The organism is Rhizobium sp. ERR 942 (assembly GCF_007828395.1).
Classification (GTDB): Bacteria; Pseudomonadota; Alphaproteobacteria; order Rhizobiales; family Rhizobiaceae; genus Rhizobium; species Rhizobium dioscoreae.
In genome coordinates this window covers 324,617-342,233 of sequence record NZ_VIUA01000006.1, presented here as the reverse complement: position 1 = coordinate 342,233, position 17,617 = coordinate 324,617, and the positions used below count along the sequence as shown (strand labels likewise).

The following is a 17,617-nucleotide window of genomic DNA, read 5'->3' as shown; positions in this document are numbered from 1 at the left end:
TCTCAGGACATGTCGAATCAAACTGTTAGAGCAGGTCGGCAACCCAACGCTGCGAATCCCGCTCCATGATCGCGATGATTATTATTTTTGAACCTTGCTGGAGGCTGGCGTTGCGCCGGCGAAACGCTGATCGATGATATCGTAGACGGCATTGTCGTCCGATGCTCGCAATTCGAGCTCGCGCGCATCCTTCATGTGCTCTTCCAGCCTGTCGGCCTTGGTGCGCTCCTGCTGGACCTTCATCTGAATGAGCGTCTGGATGCTTTCCAGCTGCTGATCCCGGATCATCAGGCGGCCGTAACGTTCGGCGTAATGGATCGAGAACGCCATGTGCACCGGATCGACCGAACCGATGGCAACCATGACCCGCTCCATCGCTTCCGTCACTTCGGCGCGCTGCCGGGTCGTATCGGCAAGCTCGTTTTCCGCCATCCGTTCCAGATGTCGCTGCACCGCGACCAGGCGCTTCAGTTTTTCGGAGCGGTTTTTCTCCGCCATCGTCTACCTACCCGCCGGCTGCTTTTGCCGGCCCTGCCCGAATCGGGCTTCTTCATCTGTCCGCCTACGGGCTAATGCCCGTTAAAGACGGTGAGGAACGCACTGGAAAACTGACTGACCAGGGCCGCGATGCTGAGATAGAGCATGAACAGCCCTCCCATCAGCAGATACGGCGTGGAAATGAAATAGATCGGAATCTGCGGTGCCAGCTTGTTGATGAAACCGATCGAAATCTGGAACATCAGGCCATAGAGCACGAAGGGGCTTGCCAGCCGCAGCATGATGAAGAAGGTCGTCTCCAGCGTATCCGTAATCGAGATCAGCGCGGCGCGCGGCTCAATGTGGCCACCGAAGGGAATGACCGAATAGGAATCAACCAACGCCTGCAAAACATAATGGTGAAAATCCATAATGAAGAGAATCATCAGCCCGCAAAAGCTGACAAGGCTGGTGAGCGATGTTTCGTTCGATTCCTCGATGATGTCGGCGCCGCCGGGCGCGTTGAAGCCGATCATCATCGATATGACCGTGCCGGTGAATTGCAGGCCCAGCGTATAGATCCTGGCCATCATCCCATACATCAATCCGATGACGGTTTCGGTAAAGATGAGGCCGATATAGTTCGCATCGCCCTTCGACACCTGCGGATAGATCGTGTTCCAGAGCAACGGCAGGATCGCCATCGTCAGTGCTGCGGAAAGAAGCAGCCTGATCTGCGGGGGAACGCGACCGGAGGAAAATCCCGGGAGGACCATCATGCAGCCGCCGATGCGGCAGAAGGCGACGAACAGCGCCAGAATGGTCCCCTGCGGGTCTGAAATCATGAAATCGAACCTAGAATCTTGATCTCGATCCCCTTGGCCAATTCCACATGCGACAGGACCGGAAGCGTCGCGAACAGGCGTTCGATGATCATGCGTACATAGGAGCGCGTTTCCGGCGACGTGACAAGAACGAAGGGCATGCCCCGGTCCATGTATTCACGGATAACTTTGCCGGCCTGCTCGCTGAACTCTTCCAGGCTGCGCGGGTCGATGTCGAATTCGACAATTTCGCCCTTCTGGTCGCGCTTCAGCGCCTGGTGGAAAATCAGGTCCCATTTGCTGCCGAGTCTGAGGACGCGCAGCACGCCGTTATCGGCCAGATCGCCGCAGAGTTGCTGCGCCATGCGTACGCGCACGTGCTCGACGATCTGCTCGGTCTTGCGCACATGCGGCGCGAGTTCAGCGACCGCTTCGAGAATGAGATGCAGGTTGCGGATCGAGACGCGTTCGGCGAGCAACAGCTTCAGCACGGCCTGCAGGCCGGAATAGGACATATGCGACGAGCAGATTTCGTCGGCGAGCTTCTTGTATTCCGGATCGAGGCGCTCGATCAGGATCTTGACGTCCTTATACGACAGCAGCGCCGGCAGGTTGTTGCGGATGACCTCGCTCATATGGGTGAGCACGACGGAGACGTTATCGATCGGCTGGAAACCCTCGCGCTTCAGATCCTCGGTAAAGGCTTCGAGAACGGAGACGGCGGGCATGCCGAAAGCGGGTTCGCGAATCTCGTCGCCCGGAACGGTCGGCTTGCGGCCGGAACCGGTGACGACAAGCACTTCGCCGACGCGCAGCATGTTGGAGGCGATCGTCGTGCCGTGGATGCGAATCTGATACGACTTGTCGGCAATCGCCATGTCGTCGATCACCTTGATCTCCGGCACGACGAAGCCGTATTGCGTCGCGAACTTCTTACGCATCTTGCCGACGCGGAAGGCGAGCTCCTGGTGAGCGCCGAGCAGGCGGGTGGAGACGATCTTGCCGAGCGCCAGTTCGATTTCGGCAGTCTTCAGAACCGACTTGACCGAATCCTTTTCCATTTCCTTCGTCTGCATCACCTTCTGCTCTTCAGCATCGCGGCGAAGCTTGTTCTCGGCTTCGATCTGGCGCGGAATGAACCAGGCGCCGGCAGCCATCAGGCCGCCAAGGAAAACGAAGGGAAGGAAGGGCATGCCAGGCATGATGGCCAGTATGCCCATGAGAACCGCCGAGACGGCGAGCGCACGCGGATAGCCGCTCAGCTGATTGACGACGGCCTGGTCGGTAGAGCCGGAGGTGCCACCGCGCGAAACGAGAAGGCCGGCCGCGAGAGAGACGATGAGCGCCGGCATCTGCGAAACCAGACCGTCGCCGACGGAGAGCTTCACGAAAACGTCGGCAGCCTGGCCGATCGGCATGCCATGACGGAAATAGCCGATAATGATGCCGCCAAAGACGTTGATGCAGGTAATCAGAAGGCCGGCAACCGCGTCACCGCGTACGAATTTGGAGGCACCGTCCATCGCGCCGAAGAAGGAGCTTTCCTCTTCCAGTTCGCGGCGGCGGCGCTGCGCTTCCTTCTCATCGATGAGGCCGGCGGAAAGATCGGCGTCGATCGCCATCTGCTTGCCGGGGATGGCATCGAGAGTGAAGCGGGCGCCCACTTCGGCGATACGGGTCGCACCCTTGGTGATGACGATGAAGTTGATGGTGATGAGGATCAGGAAGACGATCAGACCGATGACGAAATCGCCGGACATGACCAGGCTGGAAAAGCCGGCGATGACGCCGCCGGCGGCATCGTGCCCTTCATAGCCGTGCGAAAGGATGACGCGGGTCGTGGCGATGTTCAGCGCCAGACGCGTCATCGTCGCGATCAGCAGGATCGTCGGGAAAGACGAAAATTCCAGCGGCTTCTTGATCCAGAGCGCCACCATGAGGATCAGCACGGAGAACGCGATCGAGAAAGCCAGTCCAAGGTCGATCAGAAACGGCGGGATCGGCAGGAACAGCACGCACAGGATGACCATGATACCGAGGGCAAACCCGATATCGCGTATGCTGGGATTGGCTTTGGGAAGTGCTATTGCGGGTGGTTGTGCCATCGACCGGTTCCGTCTCTTCATGAGAGGTGGCAAACGGCTGAGCCGTCTGCCCTATGGGAACCGACCTCTAAAGGTCGAAGCTTGCGCGAGCATGGCCGTTGCCATCGATGCGCGCGATCCAGAGGCCGAAATGGCCTTCGGATTTGTCTTAGAAACCCGATTGGATGCGGGAGAAGACGAGATTGGTGAAGATCGAAATCTGCGCGCCGACGAACGGTGCCGAGATACCGATCGTGACCATGACGGCGACGATCTTCGGCACGAAGGTCAAGGTCGCTTCCTGCACCTGGGTGAGCGCCTGGATCAGGGCGATCACCAGACCGACGACCATGGCAGCGACGACAGCCGGACCGGAAGCCACAAGTACCGTCCAGATCGCAGCCTGGAAAATATCTAAGGCATCGGCTTCATTCATGGCATGTCCACTCCCGGTTCAGCGGCTCCTCATGAGCTGCTGGTCGAATCCGTGCTCGACGAATCGCTGCTGTTGCTACTATCGCTCGACGTGGCCGGCGGATCAATGGTCGTGCCTGCCGGAGCGATCGTCACGCCGGCCTGGATCAGGATCTTGTCGCCGGCATCGGTCTGGGCGATGATGCCGTCCGTGTAGACGGTCACTTCCTTGATCGTGCCCGTCGTCTTACCATCGGCGCTCATGATCTGCTTGCCGATATAGTCCGACGCCTGCGAGATCCATTGGTTCTGCAACACCGTTTCCAGATGCGAGTTCGTCTGGATCTGTTGTTCGACCTGAGAGAAGCTCGCCAGCTGAGAAATCTGCTGGCTGGCGTCCATCGGGTCGGTCGGATCCTGGTTCTGCATCTGCGCGATGAGAAGCTGCAGGAAGTCGTTATAATTTAGGTTGGCGCTCGCCGATGCGGCAGCAGCAGTCTTCGAGGAGCTGCTGCTCGTGCTGCTGTTGACGGCGTCTACCGTTGCCATGGAGCAATCTCCCGACGGATGTGCTCGATCGTCGCCGCCGGCATTTCCTGATTGTTCAGAATATTGTCTTCGACCGGGTAGAGGCCGCGGATCGCCTTCAGCGCATCGAAGGCGCGGCCGGTGGCAACGAGGCCGTCGATGCGCTTCAGCTCGGCCAGCACTTCCTCATTGTGGAAGCACGACAGCAGCATGACGATCGACTTGCGGAACATCGCCGTCGACTGTTCCTTGCCTTCCGGATTGATGAGAATCATCTGCGCGATGAAATAGAGCTGACGCAAGGGCGTCGTTGCGTCCTCCGGCTGGAGCACGTGGTTCTCGAGCAGGAATGTCACATCATTCAGGAATTCCAGAGCAACCTTGCGATCGACGCGCAGGACGGCCCCGTTGATAAAGATCTTTTCCCCGGCTTTAAGCGATATGCGAAGCGTACTTTTCATTTAAGTCCATCCCTGATGATGGTGGTGACATCGATGATGCCTTGATAGTTTTCCGACTGGCGCCGCCTGATCCGTTCGCATTCCTTCAATATCCAGATGGCGATCGAAATCAGATTGGCGCGCAGCTCGACATTGAGCTGGTTCTCTGGGCTTTTGAGGTCCTCGACAAAGCTTACCCATAGGCGTCGCGTATAGAAGAGAGCCTCGATCGCTTCACGGCCGTATTTCCCCGCATCACGGGCCGCAGAGAGAAGAGCTATCGACCGGTCCAGAACTTGTCGTTCTCGTTCCTTGGCGTCGGCCACTGCATCCTGCATGACTTCCGCATATGAGAACTGATACATTCATGCATCCTTCCTGGTCATTACTTCCCTTTGATCATCAAAGGTAATTTACAAGGCTTAACTGCTGGATCTTGGAAACAATCGTATAAGCCGTTTCGAGCTGGGTCTCGAGACTGTTGACTTTGGTCGATGCCTCATAAGGATCGACTCCGGTCAAGTCGCCTATACTGGTGTTGAGAATAGTCTTCTGGGCATTGAGCGTCGTATTCGCGTCCGACAGTCGCGACTGCGAGAGACCGAGCTGACTTGCCTGGCTGTTCAACCCGTCGATCGACTGGCGTGTATAGCTGATGGCCTGCTGTGTGACGGCATTCACCGCACTTTGATTGAGGCCCGGCGGCGTACCCATCAGCGCATTGGTCACGCTGGTCGCGAGTGCCAGATACCGCATGCCGGACGAATTCGAGTTCGTCGAAGTTTCGATGACTTCCGAATTATTGATGCGGCTCGTCATATTCTGATCGGACGCACTCGACCAGCTCGACCAGCTGCTGTCTGATGTGAACATCGGCGCGACAGTATTGGTGATGAAATCCGTTATCTGGTCGGCTGATATGGTATCTGCAGTTACCGGCGGTGACTGATTTGCCATGTAAGTCGCAAGCTGCGCCTGAATATCCGCGTTCGTTGCCGAGGAATTATCCGTCATCGGCTGGACGTCGGTATTGGTTCCGGCAAAGAGATACTCGCCATTCACCATCGTATTGGCCGATGCAATGACGCTCGACAGCGTCGAGCTCGCCGTCTGCTGCGCCAGGGCGACGCTGCTGCCATCGGTGTTGCCGCTCAGCGCCACAAGCTGGTCCATCAGGTTCTGTGCCTGCGTGCCCATGCCGGTCAAGGCGGTTTGCGACGTCGTCATACGCTGGTTCGCAATGGAATTGCTGCTGAGAATGGAATCGATGCGCGACACTTCCCGCGTCAGATTCACATTGAGCGACGTGCTGCTGCCAAGCGCCACGCCGATGTCGGCATAGACGCCCGTGGTCGCCTCGGTCGATGCACTCGTCATCTCATTCTGCGCCTGACGAATCGTCTGACGCATGGCGTTCTGAATGGCCGTGCTCGAAATGAAAGAAAGTTTCATGGCTTAGCTCGCAATATCCAGTACAGATTGAAGCATTTCATTGACTGCGTTCAATATCTTCGTTCCAGCCTTGTAGGACTGTTCGATATCCATCATCAGCGTCAGTTCTTCATCGAGATTGACGCCCGTCGCATTCGAATAGGCGCTCGAGGAGCGCGAGAGAGCAGCAGAAGTATTTTCCCCCGCCGTCGTTGCCGTGCTGCGCTGGCCCTCGAGCCAACCGATGGAGCTCGCCGAATAATCCATGAGCGTGGAATTGGTGTCGGAGCCAGCGGCAGGATCGAACGCCATCTTCGTATTCATGGCAGTGATAAATCCATCAAGCTGGGTGGAATATCCACTGTCGCCGCTGGTATTCTTGGTATAACCGGTTTCACCAGTAGTACTATCGTTATTAATACCACCATCACGTAGCAACGTCGGGTCACCACCTTGAGACGTGATTAATTTCGAATTAACGGTTATCGAGCCCGCCAAGCCCGTGACTGCCGTACCGCTGGCCGGAACGGTGCCACCGCTCCAGGTGAACAAGCCAGGCAGAGTCGGTTTTGAAGAATCGCTGTTCGTTTCCGCAAAGACCGTAACCAGCCCTCGAGCCATTTCATCAAGCTGCTTCTGATAGGTCGGCGCAACATCATCGCGAATCTGAAGTGCCGCCTGAAGCGTGCCTTGTGCCGTCGTATTCGCGCCCTGGCCTGGAGTCAGCGCAACGCCATCGATGTAAACGCTGTTGCCTGTCGTGTCTGCCGTGTAGGTACTCGTCGGCTGGAACGTCACCGAGCGCGGAATGGTCTCGAACAGGGTCGTTCCGCTCGTGGTGTAAAGCGCCATGTCGTTGTTGCCGCGCGTCACGGTTGTCACGCCGACGATCTTCGAAATCTGGTTCAGGATCGAATCGCGCTGGTCCATTGCATCGGCAAGGGCGCTCGATGTCGGGCCAGCCGTGGTCGTTGCCGATTTCACCGCGTCGTTGGCGGTCTGGAATTGTTTCAGCAGGCTGTTCAGCGTATCGACGTCGGAGCTGATCTGCTTGTCGGCGTCGGTACGGGCGCTCTGCACTGCCGCCGTGGCATTGTTGAGCGATGTCGCCAGGCTTTGGGCCGCATTGATCGCAGATTGCGCAGCCGTCGCGTTGGATGGCGATCCCGCATAGTTCTGCATCGCATCCTGAAATGCCGACAGATAAGTCGACGGCGCGATCTCGTTGTCGTTGCCGCCAAGCGTGGCCGACTGAAGGTTGCTGTAGGCATTCAGCAGCAGCTGCTGTGCCGAATCCGACGAGACCGAGCTGAGATAGGCCTTCTGTAATGCCGGTTCGCTGCTGCGGGCAATCTGCACCACCTGAGCACCAGCCATATTGGTCGTCACCACCGCCTGACGACGCGAATAATTCGTGTTGTTGGCATTGGCGATATTGTTCGACACGACGCTGCTCTGCGTGCCGGTATTGTTGAATATTGCCTGCGCGTTATTGAGAGCTGTTGTGAGCGACATGACTGACTCGATACCCTATTCGTTTTAGCGCGGCAGATTGGCCGAAGGCGCGCAGGAAGTGTCGGAATAGCCTGTCAGAGCAAGGCCGGCGAAATAGACCAGATTTTCATTGGCAGATGGACGATCACCGGAACGAACCGGCGCCCCCCTCCCGCAAACATGGCGCAAGACGAGAGCACCGTCGCCTGCAGAGATAGCACGGCGAACCGGCGTCACACCGACACGGCCGCCAAAAGCGGCGCCGAGGCGAAGCGCCGGCGCATCCGCTTCCGCAAGTGCAGTCTTCATGCTGCCGAAATTCCTCATCTGGAATCCTCGTTATCCTTCATACGACTGAGAGTAGGTGGCGGGCCTTGCGTGAAGCTGTCTGAGAGGACGAAAAACCGATCATCGCGAAAAGCTTCGTCAAGAGCGCCATCGAGCGATCATGCTACGGACTGCTGTGCACCGAAATGGTAAGGAGCAACGTACTTTCCGGCGCCGTGCCGATCAGGCAACCGAAAAGGAACAGGCCCGAGAATCAGCTGATTCTCGGGCCTGTTCATGAGTTTAGTACCGGAATGTGCGACCCCAGCATCAGCTCCAGTCGATGCAGTAGCCGAGGAAGCGCTTCGAATCGACGGGGTCGAAGCCGAGCTTCTTGCGCAGCTTCTTGCGCAGCTTCGAAATATGGCTTTCGACGACGTTCTCTTCGACTTCCTCGTCGAAGATGCCGTAGATGGCGTTGAAGATCTGGGTCTTCGTCACACGGCGACCGCGGTTGGCGATCAAATATTCGAGGATGCGGCGCTCGCGGCGCGGCAAGGCGAATACGGAACCGTTGATTTCCGGATCGCGGCCATCTGCGAAGACGCGAATGGGGCCAATATCGGTATAGTTGCTGATTGCCTTCAAGCGGCGGCGGATCGCCGCGGCCCTGGCAAGAATTTCGCGAGGATGCACCGGCTTGCGTACGACATCGTCGACGCCACAATCGAAAAGTGCAAGCGTGGCTTCCAGCGAGGGCTGGTCGCTCACCGCGATAACAGGTGCTGCCGTCCGGTCGCGAATCGCCCTTGGAAGCTCATGCACCTGCTGACCCTGTCCGATCAGAAAGGCTTCCACCGCAGCAATATCGCCCTCTGCTGCCGTCGTCACCCATTCGCCGAATTCACGCGGATCAAATCCCGTCGAAGGGATGCCCTCGCGTCCAAACAGTGATGTATATCCGTCCTTAACGAGCTCTCGCTCATCAACCACTACGATCATTCGTCCGCCTCCGAATCAGTGTGGTGTTTCGATGATCTATGGGTACGAATCGGGCGAATCACGAACAACTGTCGGAAATGAGTGGCAGAAATTAATAATTGATTAACTTTGTAGGGGCGATTTGCACTAGATATAGTAGGTGGTCGGCATTTTACACCGATAAAAAAGTTGTTAGCGGACGTATTATTAACATGCGCATTTTAGGCAAATCGACGGCAGTCAACCGCTTCGATTGGGTTAGCGCCGGCTAACCGGAGAGCATATGCAACCTGTAATTGCTTACTCCCGGCAGAACGTCGCCGCATTGGGCGTCCATTTTCCGTAGCCTGTGGCGACCAGATTGGCGATCACGCGGCAGACATAGACCTTCTGGGCGGGGTCATTGTTCGGGCCGGCATGGTATCTAGCTACCGCCATCGTCCAGGTCTCATGCCTGTCATGCAGATTGCGGAGAAACTTTGCGGCATACTCGACATTGCTACGCGGGTCGAACATGGCGTTGACGGATGTAAAGTTTTCGCCGTGGAAATACTGATTGATCTGCATGCAGCCGACATCGATAAGCTTCGCCCCGTTCTGCCGTGCCGCAGCGAATATCTGCAGGGCGGCGTCCTCGGATGGTGGAAAGATCGGCCGCCCCTCGACATTGAGAGCGTAGGGATAGAGCGATCCCTTGCGACCCGTTTCCGTTAGACCCACCGAATAAAGAATCCCTTCCGGTATTCCGTATTTCGCGGCGGCAGACTGGATTTCGCGTTCGCAAAGACCGGCTGCACCATTGTCAGGCGGTGCCGGATTGCCCGACGCATGCGCCTCAGAGGTAAACCGCCCCAGAGCGAGAACGCTGCACGCCACCAGCAGCGCCGTCCTCAACACCGCGCTCACCCGAACTGCGATTGCCATCGTTTCCATTTGCCTGCTGCCCTGAATAGTTCTGGCCTCTCGGGCGTGCGTCGCCCCCCTGTCCCTGGTTCAAAAGGGACTGTTGCTGTGGCTGGTTCGATCCGGAATTGCGGCCGCTATCCGACTGCTGGTCGGCGTTGGACGCCATGGAGACGGTGATATTGTCGACCTGATAGCCTTGTGCGCGCAATGCATCGACCATGCGGCTTTGATCGGCGTGAAGCTGCCTGTAGGCTTCGCTCGTCTGAACCTTCAGATCGACGCTCAGCTGGTCTCCGGAGAGCCGCATGGTTGCCGTCACGTCGCCAAGATTGTCGGGGCGCAGCTGGATCTTCAGCGTATTGACGACCTTGCCGGTGCTGGTCAGGTTCGCGGCGTTGGAGAGCGCCGAGCCTGGCTGCATCGCCGCCGACCATTCGTGGTCGCCCGCCAGGGTTCCAGCAACGAGTGCCGAGTTGGAATTGGCGGCAAGCCCGAGATAGCGGCGCGAATCCAGCACGGTGACCGCCACCGCATCGCCGCCTGTAGCAGCACCGACTTTGACATCGGCAACGTCATCGCCGCTCTTGCTGATCGACAGGTCGAGCGCGCTGCCACGGCCATCCGCCCGCGTCAGGCGGAATGTTTGCGCAACATCCGCTCCCTTGCCGTCGTCTGGCAGCGTCAAGGCCGTGTCCGAAGCGTCCGCGAGGGCAGCTTTGCCTGATGGCAATGTCTGGACCTTGGCATCGTCTGTTGTCTTGCCCGCCAGCGTCGTGCTGACCTGGGTTGTGCTGGCCTGGGTCGTGCTAACCTGCGTCACCGCGATGGGCTGCGCAACGTTCAGCAGCGACAATGCATCGGAAATCGTATTGGCCGGCTGGCTGCCTTGCGTCGATGCAGGCTTACCGTCATCCGTGGACTGGACATCCTTTCCATCCTTCACCGCGGGCATCTTACCGTCGCCCTTGATCGGCGCCGTCTGACCGTCAGTCGTCGCGACATCGGCCAGTTGCTGCGCGATCTCGGCCAGCTGATCGAGCGCCGTCGGGGACACCTGCACCTTGCCGGTGTCAATCGTCGGCGTGGTGGGATCGGCGGCTGCGGCCGGCTGATCGCCATCGATAGGGGTAGCCTCGCCGTCGGCAGCCGCGGAGGCTGCCTTCTGTAACTCGATCAGCGATTTCGAGAGCGAGGCGACACCGGCGGGCTGCGAAGCTTTCGTGCCCTTGGCAAGGCCGGCGGGATTGGCGAGATTGGCTCCGGACGTATCGATCATTCCAACTCCGACATTGGCGCTGTCATCGACGGTAAGGGTTATCGCGGCGAGATTGCTCGCTGCCGTCTTCACCGCGCCAGTGTCGTCATCCGCATTGTCACCGGTTGTCGTGTTCGCGTCCGTCGCCACATCGGTTCCGGTATTCGAACCGGCGGATTTGCGTCCATTGCCGAGCGAACTGGTCAGAGCATCGATAAAACCCTTGCCGTCATCCTGCTTTGTTGAGCGAGTGCCTTTGGCAACAGCAAGAATATCCGCCCCCGATGAGGCGCCAGACACACCGATGTCGTTCATATCAATGACTTTCCTGCTTCAACAGGCCGTCGATGGCATCCAGCTTCGAGCGGCTCGTCGTGACGAATGCGTTGAACGAAGAGTCGGCCTCCTGCCGCCCTCCTTTCGGGGCGGGAGCCGCGTTTGGCGGGGCTCCCTGCTCAACACCCGCCGTGCCGGGAGATTGACCTCCCGATTGATTCGTCACAGCAGCATCGTGTTCAGTCTTCTGTTGGTTGGGCAGGTTAGGAACATTGCCTTGCCCGAGGCTTGCAGCGTCGGGCGTGCGCAGTATCTCTGCCGCCACAGCCTTTGCGGCGTCGCGCAGAGCCCGGTCGCGCGCATTCAGTTCGCCCGCCGGCATCTGGTTCACGTCGTTGATCGCCGACTTCCATTCAGGCGTGGATATGCCCGCCACGCCGCCATAGAAGTTCGCCAGCGCGCCAAAGGCATCGCCGCCGTCATTGGAGATTGCCTGGGCGCGGTTGGCTGCGAGCGCGGCAAGATCGGCCTTGCCGGCGATCGCGGCACGGCGTGCCATGCGCAGATAGATCTCCCGCTGTCTCGGCGGGTCCATGAAGGACAGGATGTCGATGATGTCCTGTTGCTTGACATCGGAATCGTGATCCACCACCAGCTGCACAAAAAGATCCGCAAACTGGCTGGCGTAGGGCGAATGCAGGAAGCGCCGCGTATAACGCTGCGCATAATCGAGCCCTTGCGGCACCATGCCCGCATCGGCGCAGAGAGCCAGCGAGCGGCGTAGCGCCGATTCCTCGACGATCGTGCCGGGCGCCATCAGCCGCGCCCAGTCGTAAAGCGGCAAGGCGGCCTTGGCGTTCTTGCCCGACATGACATTGCCGGCAACCAACGAGAGGTAGGGGCCGATCGGCTTGTCGCGATATTCCTTGGAAATATCGACAAGCGTGTTGACGACCAGCAGACCCTTGCCGTTCAGGTATTTCCGCAGAACATCCGCAACGCGATTGTCGAAATTGCCATTGACGTCACGCGACATCAGATATTCGAGCGTTTCGGGATTGCCCCCGCTCATGGCGTAGATTAGTGCCGCATCGACGTTACGGTTGTCCTCGAATATGGATTTGTCCGCATTGCGCAAGCGCTCGTCTATGGTGGCGAGCAGAAAGCGCTGCATCTCTCCGGCGGAACTATCGCCGGCAACAACGGAATCCTGGACGAATTCGAGCGAGCGCAGCATCTTGTAGAGCGGCAGGTTGTCCTGCCCCTCAGCGCTTGCAGCCCCCGGCATCAACATGCCGAGGGTGAGCGTGAGCGCAAGGTGATGACGATGCTGTTTGCGCGCCATGGACTATCCCTGCTTGCCTTGGCTCGACTTGCCCTTGCCCGAAGCGGGCTTCGCGGGAGCCTGCGTTCCCGAAGCCGCAGGATCCGTCGCTGCCTGGTTCGAGGGGTTGGCGATCAGGATCTCGATACGGCGGTTGGCATCGTTGAAGGGATCGTTGGGCAGTTTCAGACGCCTGTCCGCAAAACCGGACACTTGAACGATCCGCTTCTCGTCCAGCCCGCCGCTCGTCAGCATGTAATAGGCGCTCTGGGCACGATCGAGCGAAAGCCGCCAGTTGTCATTGCGACCGCCGACCATATAGGGGCGTCCATCGGTATGGCCGCGGATCAGGATCGATCCCTTGTGTTCCGAGAGGATCTTTCCGATCTTTTCCATCGCCAGCACCATCTCGCGCCGGGGAACCGCCGAACCGATATTGAACATCGGATCGTTTGTTTGATCGGAGATCGTTACGAGCACGCCGCCTTCCGCGGCGCTGACCTGCAACCCTTCGGCCAGCTGACCGGCAACACCCTTGATCTCGGCCTGGATGGTCTGCTGCAGATCCTTGGCCTCCTGCTGCTGCGCTTTTGTCGGCTGAACATCCTTGTTCTCCGCCAAAGCGGCATTGTCCTCGGGCGCGGATGCATCGCCCTGCATAGTGGCCTTGGCAACCTGCTGAGCCTGCGTCGGCTTTTCCGGCGCCTTGCCGGCCGCCTGCTGCTCGCTCACCGTCGGCTGTTGTTCAGGCGTTTGCGGCTGATCGGCCGGCTGACCCGTATCCGCAGCTGTCGCCTTCGACAGAGCGATGACCTCACCCTTGGGCGATTGATCCGACTTGGCGGACTGTTCCTCGTTCGCCTTCTTCGAAGCGCTGGAAACCTGCACCTGCTTGGTCCAGAAATCCGGATCGAACGGATCGCGATAGGCCTGGCCGCCATCGGCACCGGTCGCTGGACCCGACTGAGCGGCCCCACCCTCGCCCTTGGCGCTGACATTGGCCTGCTGACCGACTTCCTGAGCGATCTCAGCCAGGACCGAATAGGGATTCTCGAAGAAATCCGCTTCGGAATAGTTCGTCTGGTCGCCCGATGTCGAGGTCAGGTCTTCGCCGGTCTTGGCCGATTTTCCGTCATTCGGCTTTTCCTGCGGCTTGTCGGACTTCTGCTGATTCTTTTCACCCTGAGCCTGATCGACGGGTTTCTTGAGACCCTTTTCCGTCGGCTTCTCGTCGGCGAGCTTGATCGGATTGAAATAGGAGGCGACGGAGGCCTTCGTCTCCTCGTTGGCGGCGTTCACCAGCCACATGACCAGGAAGAAGGCCATCATGGCGGTCATGAAGTCGGCATAGGCGATTTTCCACGCGCCGCCATGGCCGCCTTCATGTTCGCCGCCGCGACGCTTGACGACGATGATCTCGTGCTTGCCGTGATTTTGATCGCCGTCGCTCATTTCAGGATCTCTTTCAGGCTAGCGGCCCAGGCGGACATACGGGTCACGAGAACGCTCTCGCCGATCGTAACGGTGAGATCGACATCATCAGCCTCGACGTGGCGCAGCAACGCGCCGTCATCGCCGAGATGATCATGAAGGACCTCGAAAAGATGACGCGGACCGCTGACCGAGATCGGCCCGGCGCTGCCGTCGAGGATCGCGGCCCTGACCAGTTCGGCAAGATCGGCGACGGCCTTGGCCGTCAGCGTCTCGGTCATGACCGGCGCAAGAATGGCGGCGGCTTCGGTGCTGATCGCCTGCCCGAGCATCGTGGCGATGCGGGTCATATCCGCAGCGATCTTTTCCGCCGCCTGCTCTTCGTAGCGTATCCGCAGCGCATCCATTTCGGCGCGAAACGACTGGGCCATGGCATCGATCTCGGCCTGATGCCTTTGCGTCAGTTCCTGCGTCGCCGCCTCATGCCCTTCCGCATAGGCGACACGGCGCTCGGCCTCGACATCAACGGGCGGCTCGAGCGGGCTTTCGGCAAACTCGACCGGTTCCGCAAACGCCATATCCTCGACATGGGCCGGCGGGGCCTGTTCGGCGCTGAAATCCTTGAGATATCGGGACAGTGTCAAGCTCACGCGCGCATCTCCCCATTCGCGCCGCAGAGACGCTGCAAGTCGATGCCGACAGCCGGTCGATCCATTCCCATTCTCAAAACGTCGATCATCACGCTTCCGGTTTCCGTCCTCAGGCAGCACCTTCCGGGACCAATGTCACCGGCACATTGTGCAGCCAAGCCACTGCGAAGGACCGTAGGCAGCCAAACTTGTGCGAGGATGAATGCGATGCGGTATTGCCGATCGGACGGCGGCACCCGGCAATCATTTCGACTGGAGAATAATCAGCACCTTGCTCGCCATGCTATTGGCGATCGACAATGCCTGCACACCCATCTGCTGCGCCGTCTGCAGGGCGCTCTGCCGCGCAGAGGCCTCTTCCATATTCGTATCGACGAGATCGCCGACGCTGCTCTTGACGGCATCGCTGAGCTTGGAAATATAATCCGACTGATCGTCGATGTTCGACTTCATCAGGCCCAATGTCGAATCCGCCGATGTTGCCGACTTCAGGAGCGAGTTGGTAACATTGATCATATCGGTCAGTTCGTCATCGGTCGTGCTGCTCGATAGGGCGATCTCGGTTCCGCCCGTCGGCGTCGTGCCGCCGGTGGCGGAGAGGAGGTAATAATTGCGAGGCGTGCTGCTGCCGCTGCCCGAAGCATCGAAGGTGCTTGCATCAACATTCTTCGTCAACATACCCCGCTCAGGTTTGACAGTATCGACCATCAAGGTCTGGGAACTGTCATAGCTGATCGTCGTGAAGCTGATCTGGCCGCCCGTTCCACGCGTGAAGTTGCTGATCACCGACTGCTGGGTGGAGGGTTGCTGCTCCGTATTATAGAGCCAGTTCTCGCCGGAAAAGGATGCCGACTGGGTGACGGATTGCAGCTGGTTCTTGAGCTGCTGGATGTCGGAGTTGATAGCGTTCTTATCGGTGCCTGGCTCCTTTGCCGAAACCAGCTTGGACTGAATCTGGGTCAGAAGGCTGACGACCGTATCCATGGCGGTGGATGCGGTATCGACCTTGGACGCACCGAGGCCCAGCGCGTCCGTAATCGTGGAAAGGCTGCTCTGGTCCGAGCGCATGGTGGTCGCCATAGACCAATAGGTGGGATCATCGCTCGCCGTCTGGATGCGGTAACCGGACGAAACCTGCTGCTGCACGACATCGAGATCTTTGTTGATACCGCGCAACACGGTCAGCGCCGCCGACGTGGTGGGATTCGTCGTCACATTGCTCATCTGAAAATCCGTAGTTCCATTGGGACTGGCAAGCCGGACCGATCCGGCAGCAACGATTGGCCTCATGCCCACCAGCGGGAGATATCCCAGCGCGGCCCGTCGCTAAAGCGCGATCCGGCAATCGCTTGGAAGGAGAACGGAGCCGGATCTGTGCAGAGACTGCAAATCAATTAGCGGCAACGTTAACAAAAGCTTATACGCGGCGACAAGAGGGAAAAGCCGCCGCGCCATTTCAACGCAAGCTCCAGTCAAGGCTCACTTGAAGAGAGCAAGAACATTCTGCGCGCTCGTGTTGGCAATCTGCAGCGACTGGATGGCCAGCTGCTGCTGGGTCTGCAGCGCCGAGAGCCTGCTCGATTCTTCTTCCATATCCGCGTCGACGAGCTTGCCGACGCCGGAATCGATGGTATCGCGCAGGGTGGAGACGAAGCTCGTCTGCAGATCGATGCGGGTCGAGAGAGAGCCGAGCTGCGACGCCGTGCTGTTCATGGCGTTAAGGGCGCCCTGCACCAGGTTCATCGCCAAGCCGATATCGCCGCTCGTCATGTTGGTGATATCGAGGCTGAAGACGGAATAGTCGTTGCCGTTGATGGTCTGCTTGCTGCCGAGGATGCCCGAGCTCGTATCGATCGTCCCGCTGCTGTTCGCGCCGAAGAGGACGTTGCCCTGCGAGCTGGTATCGAAGGCGTAGCTGGTGCTGTTGACGGAAACCGTACCGTCATTGTTGCGCACGAAGGAGGAGACGACGGAGGCCGAGGCGCCATTGACCGCATACATCCAGTTCTGCCCGGAGAAGGATGCGGATTGCGCAATGCTCTCCAGCTGTTGTTGCAGCTGCGTGACCTCTTCCTGGACGTCGGCCTTCGACACGCTGTTTTCCGTTGCCGCAACGAGCTTGTCCTTGATCTGCTGAACGACCGTGATGGCGTTGTCCATCGCCGTATAGGCGGTGTCGACCTTTGCCGCGCCCAGGCCCAATGCGTCCGAAACGGCTGAAAGCGCGCTATTGTCGGACCGCATGGTCGTCGCGATCGACCAATAGGCGGCATTGTCGGCTGCCTTGGCTACCTTGTAGCCCGAGGAAACGCGGCTCTGCGTATCCTGCAGGTTCGTGTTGATGGAGCGCAGGGTCTGGAGGGCGGACATCGCCGCGTCGTTGGTGAGAATGCTGGTCATCGAAAAGTGCCCCTTATGGCTGAATTTGGAAGGGACATTCCGGTCTGCGGCCGGGAACGGCAATCAGCCTCATGCTTGTTAACCGCCTCTTAGGGGAGGTTAACCAACCGTTGCGCTAGCTGCAACTGACAGGAATAGGGTTAATAAAAGATTAATGCCGACCACAAAAGTTAATGGAATCATCCTTTCCGTTAAATGGCCCTCAGGCATCGTGGCATCGCCTGCGCTACCTTTCATTGAACCTGAGGGAGGCCTATCCGCGCAGCGCGTGTCGACATGCCGCTTTCCAGCCGGATATCATCGTTTGACGCGCAGCAAGTACCGCAAGTCAGCCTCGCGCCACCTTCGGCATCGTAGATAGCCGCTATCAGTCCAATGTCGGACGAAGACGGCCGTCTTCTGCAGCGTCCCGGCGATGATGCCGGCACCAGCGGC

The 17,617-nt window shown here is 58.8% G+C and carries 18 protein-coding genes; all 18 read right to left on the bottom strand.

What is annotated here, in order from left to right:
* Positions 1–81: 81 nt before the first annotated feature.
* The 18 genes from FBZ97_RS24985 to FBZ97_RS24900 all read right to left on the bottom strand — a co-directional run bounded on the left by FBZ97_RS24985 (position 82) and on the right by FBZ97_RS24900 (position 17,182).
* On the bottom strand, positions 82–498 hold the full coding sequence (locus FBZ97_RS24985; RefSeq protein WP_113355677.1) for a hypothetical protein: 417 nt from the start codon (positions 496–498) through the stop codon (positions 82–84).
* A gap of 71 nt (positions 499–569) precedes the next feature.
* The gene (gene fliR, locus FBZ97_RS24980) at positions 570–1,322 is read right to left on the bottom strand and encodes a flagellar biosynthetic protein FliR (RefSeq protein WP_069611338.1); all 753 of its coding nucleotides are present in this window, start codon (positions 1,320–1,322) and stop codon (positions 570–572) included.
* Positions 1,319–3,406, bottom strand: coding sequence for a flagellar biosynthesis protein FlhA (gene flhA, locus FBZ97_RS24975; RefSeq protein ID WP_069611337.1), 2,088 nt, complete (start codon positions 3,404–3,406; stop codon positions 1,319–1,321). Before flhA ends, fliR begins: the two co-directional genes overlap by 4 nt.
* Before the next feature lie 148 nt (positions 3,407–3,554).
* On the bottom strand, positions 3,555–3,821 hold the full coding sequence (gene fliQ, locus FBZ97_RS24970) for a flagellar biosynthesis protein FliQ (RefSeq protein ID WP_075855152.1): 267 nt from the start codon (positions 3,819–3,821) through the stop codon (positions 3,555–3,557).
* Between the two features lie 29 nt (positions 3,822–3,850).
* Positions 3,851–4,348, bottom strand: a complete 498-nt coding sequence (flgD, locus tag FBZ97_RS24965; protein WP_113330067.1) for a flagellar hook assembly protein FlgD — start codon at positions 4,346–4,348, stop codon at positions 3,851–3,853.
* On the bottom strand, positions 4,336–4,788 hold the full coding sequence (gene flbT / locus FBZ97_RS24960) for a flagellar biosynthesis repressor FlbT (protein WP_095433964.1): 453 nt from the start codon (positions 4,786–4,788) through the stop codon (positions 4,336–4,338). The genes flgD and flbT overlap by 13 nt, the downstream gene beginning before the upstream one ends.
* A complete protein-coding gene (gene flaF, locus FBZ97_RS24955) occupies positions 4,785–5,132 on the bottom strand; it encodes a flagellar biosynthesis regulator FlaF (RefSeq protein WP_113330066.1) in 348 nt (115 codons plus the stop codon). Before flaF ends, flbT begins: the two co-directional genes overlap by 4 nt.
* A gap of 37 nt (positions 5,133–5,169) precedes the next feature.
* On the bottom strand, positions 5,170–6,219 hold the full coding sequence (locus tag FBZ97_RS24950; protein WP_095433963.1) for a flagellar hook-associated family protein: 1,050 nt from the start codon (positions 6,217–6,219) through the stop codon (positions 5,170–5,172).
* Positions 6,220–6,222: 3 nt separating this feature from the next.
* Positions 6,223–7,713 (bottom strand): flagellar hook-associated protein FlgK, encoded by a 1,491-nt coding sequence (gene flgK / locus FBZ97_RS24945; protein WP_145322481.1) that lies wholly within the window; start codon positions 7,711–7,713, stop codon positions 6,223–6,225.
* Between the two features lie 24 nt (positions 7,714–7,737).
* Complete coding sequence (locus FBZ97_RS24940) at positions 7,738–8,001, bottom strand: hypothetical protein (protein WP_145322479.1); 264 nt, start codon at positions 7,999–8,001, stop codon at positions 7,738–7,740.
* A gap of 288 nt (positions 8,002–8,289) precedes the next feature.
* Positions 8,290–8,961 carry a winged helix-turn-helix domain-containing protein gene (locus FBZ97_RS24935; RefSeq protein ID WP_069611329.1) on the bottom strand — a complete coding sequence of 224 codons (672 nt, stop codon included), beginning with the start codon at positions 8,959–8,961 and terminating at the stop codon, positions 8,290–8,292.
* Between the two features lie 279 nt (positions 8,962–9,240).
* Positions 9,241–9,834: a lytic transglycosylase domain-containing protein gene (locus tag FBZ97_RS24930; RefSeq protein WP_145322777.1), complete on the bottom strand. Its 594-nt coding sequence runs from the start codon at positions 9,832–9,834 to the stop codon at positions 9,241–9,243.
* Positions 9,776–11,416, bottom strand: a complete 1,641-nt coding sequence (locus FBZ97_RS24925; protein ID WP_145322477.1) for a flagellar hook-length control protein FliK — start codon at positions 11,414–11,416, stop codon at positions 9,776–9,778. Before FBZ97_RS24925 ends, FBZ97_RS24930 begins: the two co-directional genes overlap by 59 nt.
* Before the next feature lies 1 nt (position 11,417).
* Complete coding sequence (gene motC, locus FBZ97_RS24920) at positions 11,418–12,722, bottom strand: chemotaxis protein MotC (RefSeq protein ID WP_145322475.1); 1,305 nt, start codon at positions 12,720–12,722, stop codon at positions 11,418–11,420.
* 3 nt (positions 12,723–12,725) lie between these two features.
* Complete coding sequence (locus FBZ97_RS24915; protein WP_145322473.1) at positions 12,726–14,153, bottom strand: MotB family protein; 1,428 nt, start codon at positions 14,151–14,153, stop codon at positions 12,726–12,728.
* Positions 14,150–14,782, bottom strand: coding sequence for a hypothetical protein (locus tag FBZ97_RS24910; protein WP_145322471.1), 633 nt, complete (start codon positions 14,780–14,782; stop codon positions 14,150–14,152). Before FBZ97_RS24910 ends, FBZ97_RS24915 begins: the two co-directional genes overlap by 4 nt.
* 243 nt (positions 14,783–15,025) lie before the next feature.
* Positions 15,026–16,006 carry a flagellin gene (locus FBZ97_RS24905; protein ID WP_145322469.1) on the bottom strand — a complete coding sequence of 327 codons (981 nt, stop codon included), beginning with the start codon at positions 16,004–16,006 and terminating at the stop codon, positions 15,026–15,028.
* 255 nt (positions 16,007–16,261) lie between these two features.
* Positions 16,262–17,182 (bottom strand): flagellin, encoded by a 921-nt coding sequence (locus FBZ97_RS24900; protein WP_113330056.1) that lies wholly within the window; start codon positions 17,180–17,182, stop codon positions 16,262–16,264.
* Positions 17,183–17,617 lie beyond the last annotated feature (435 nt).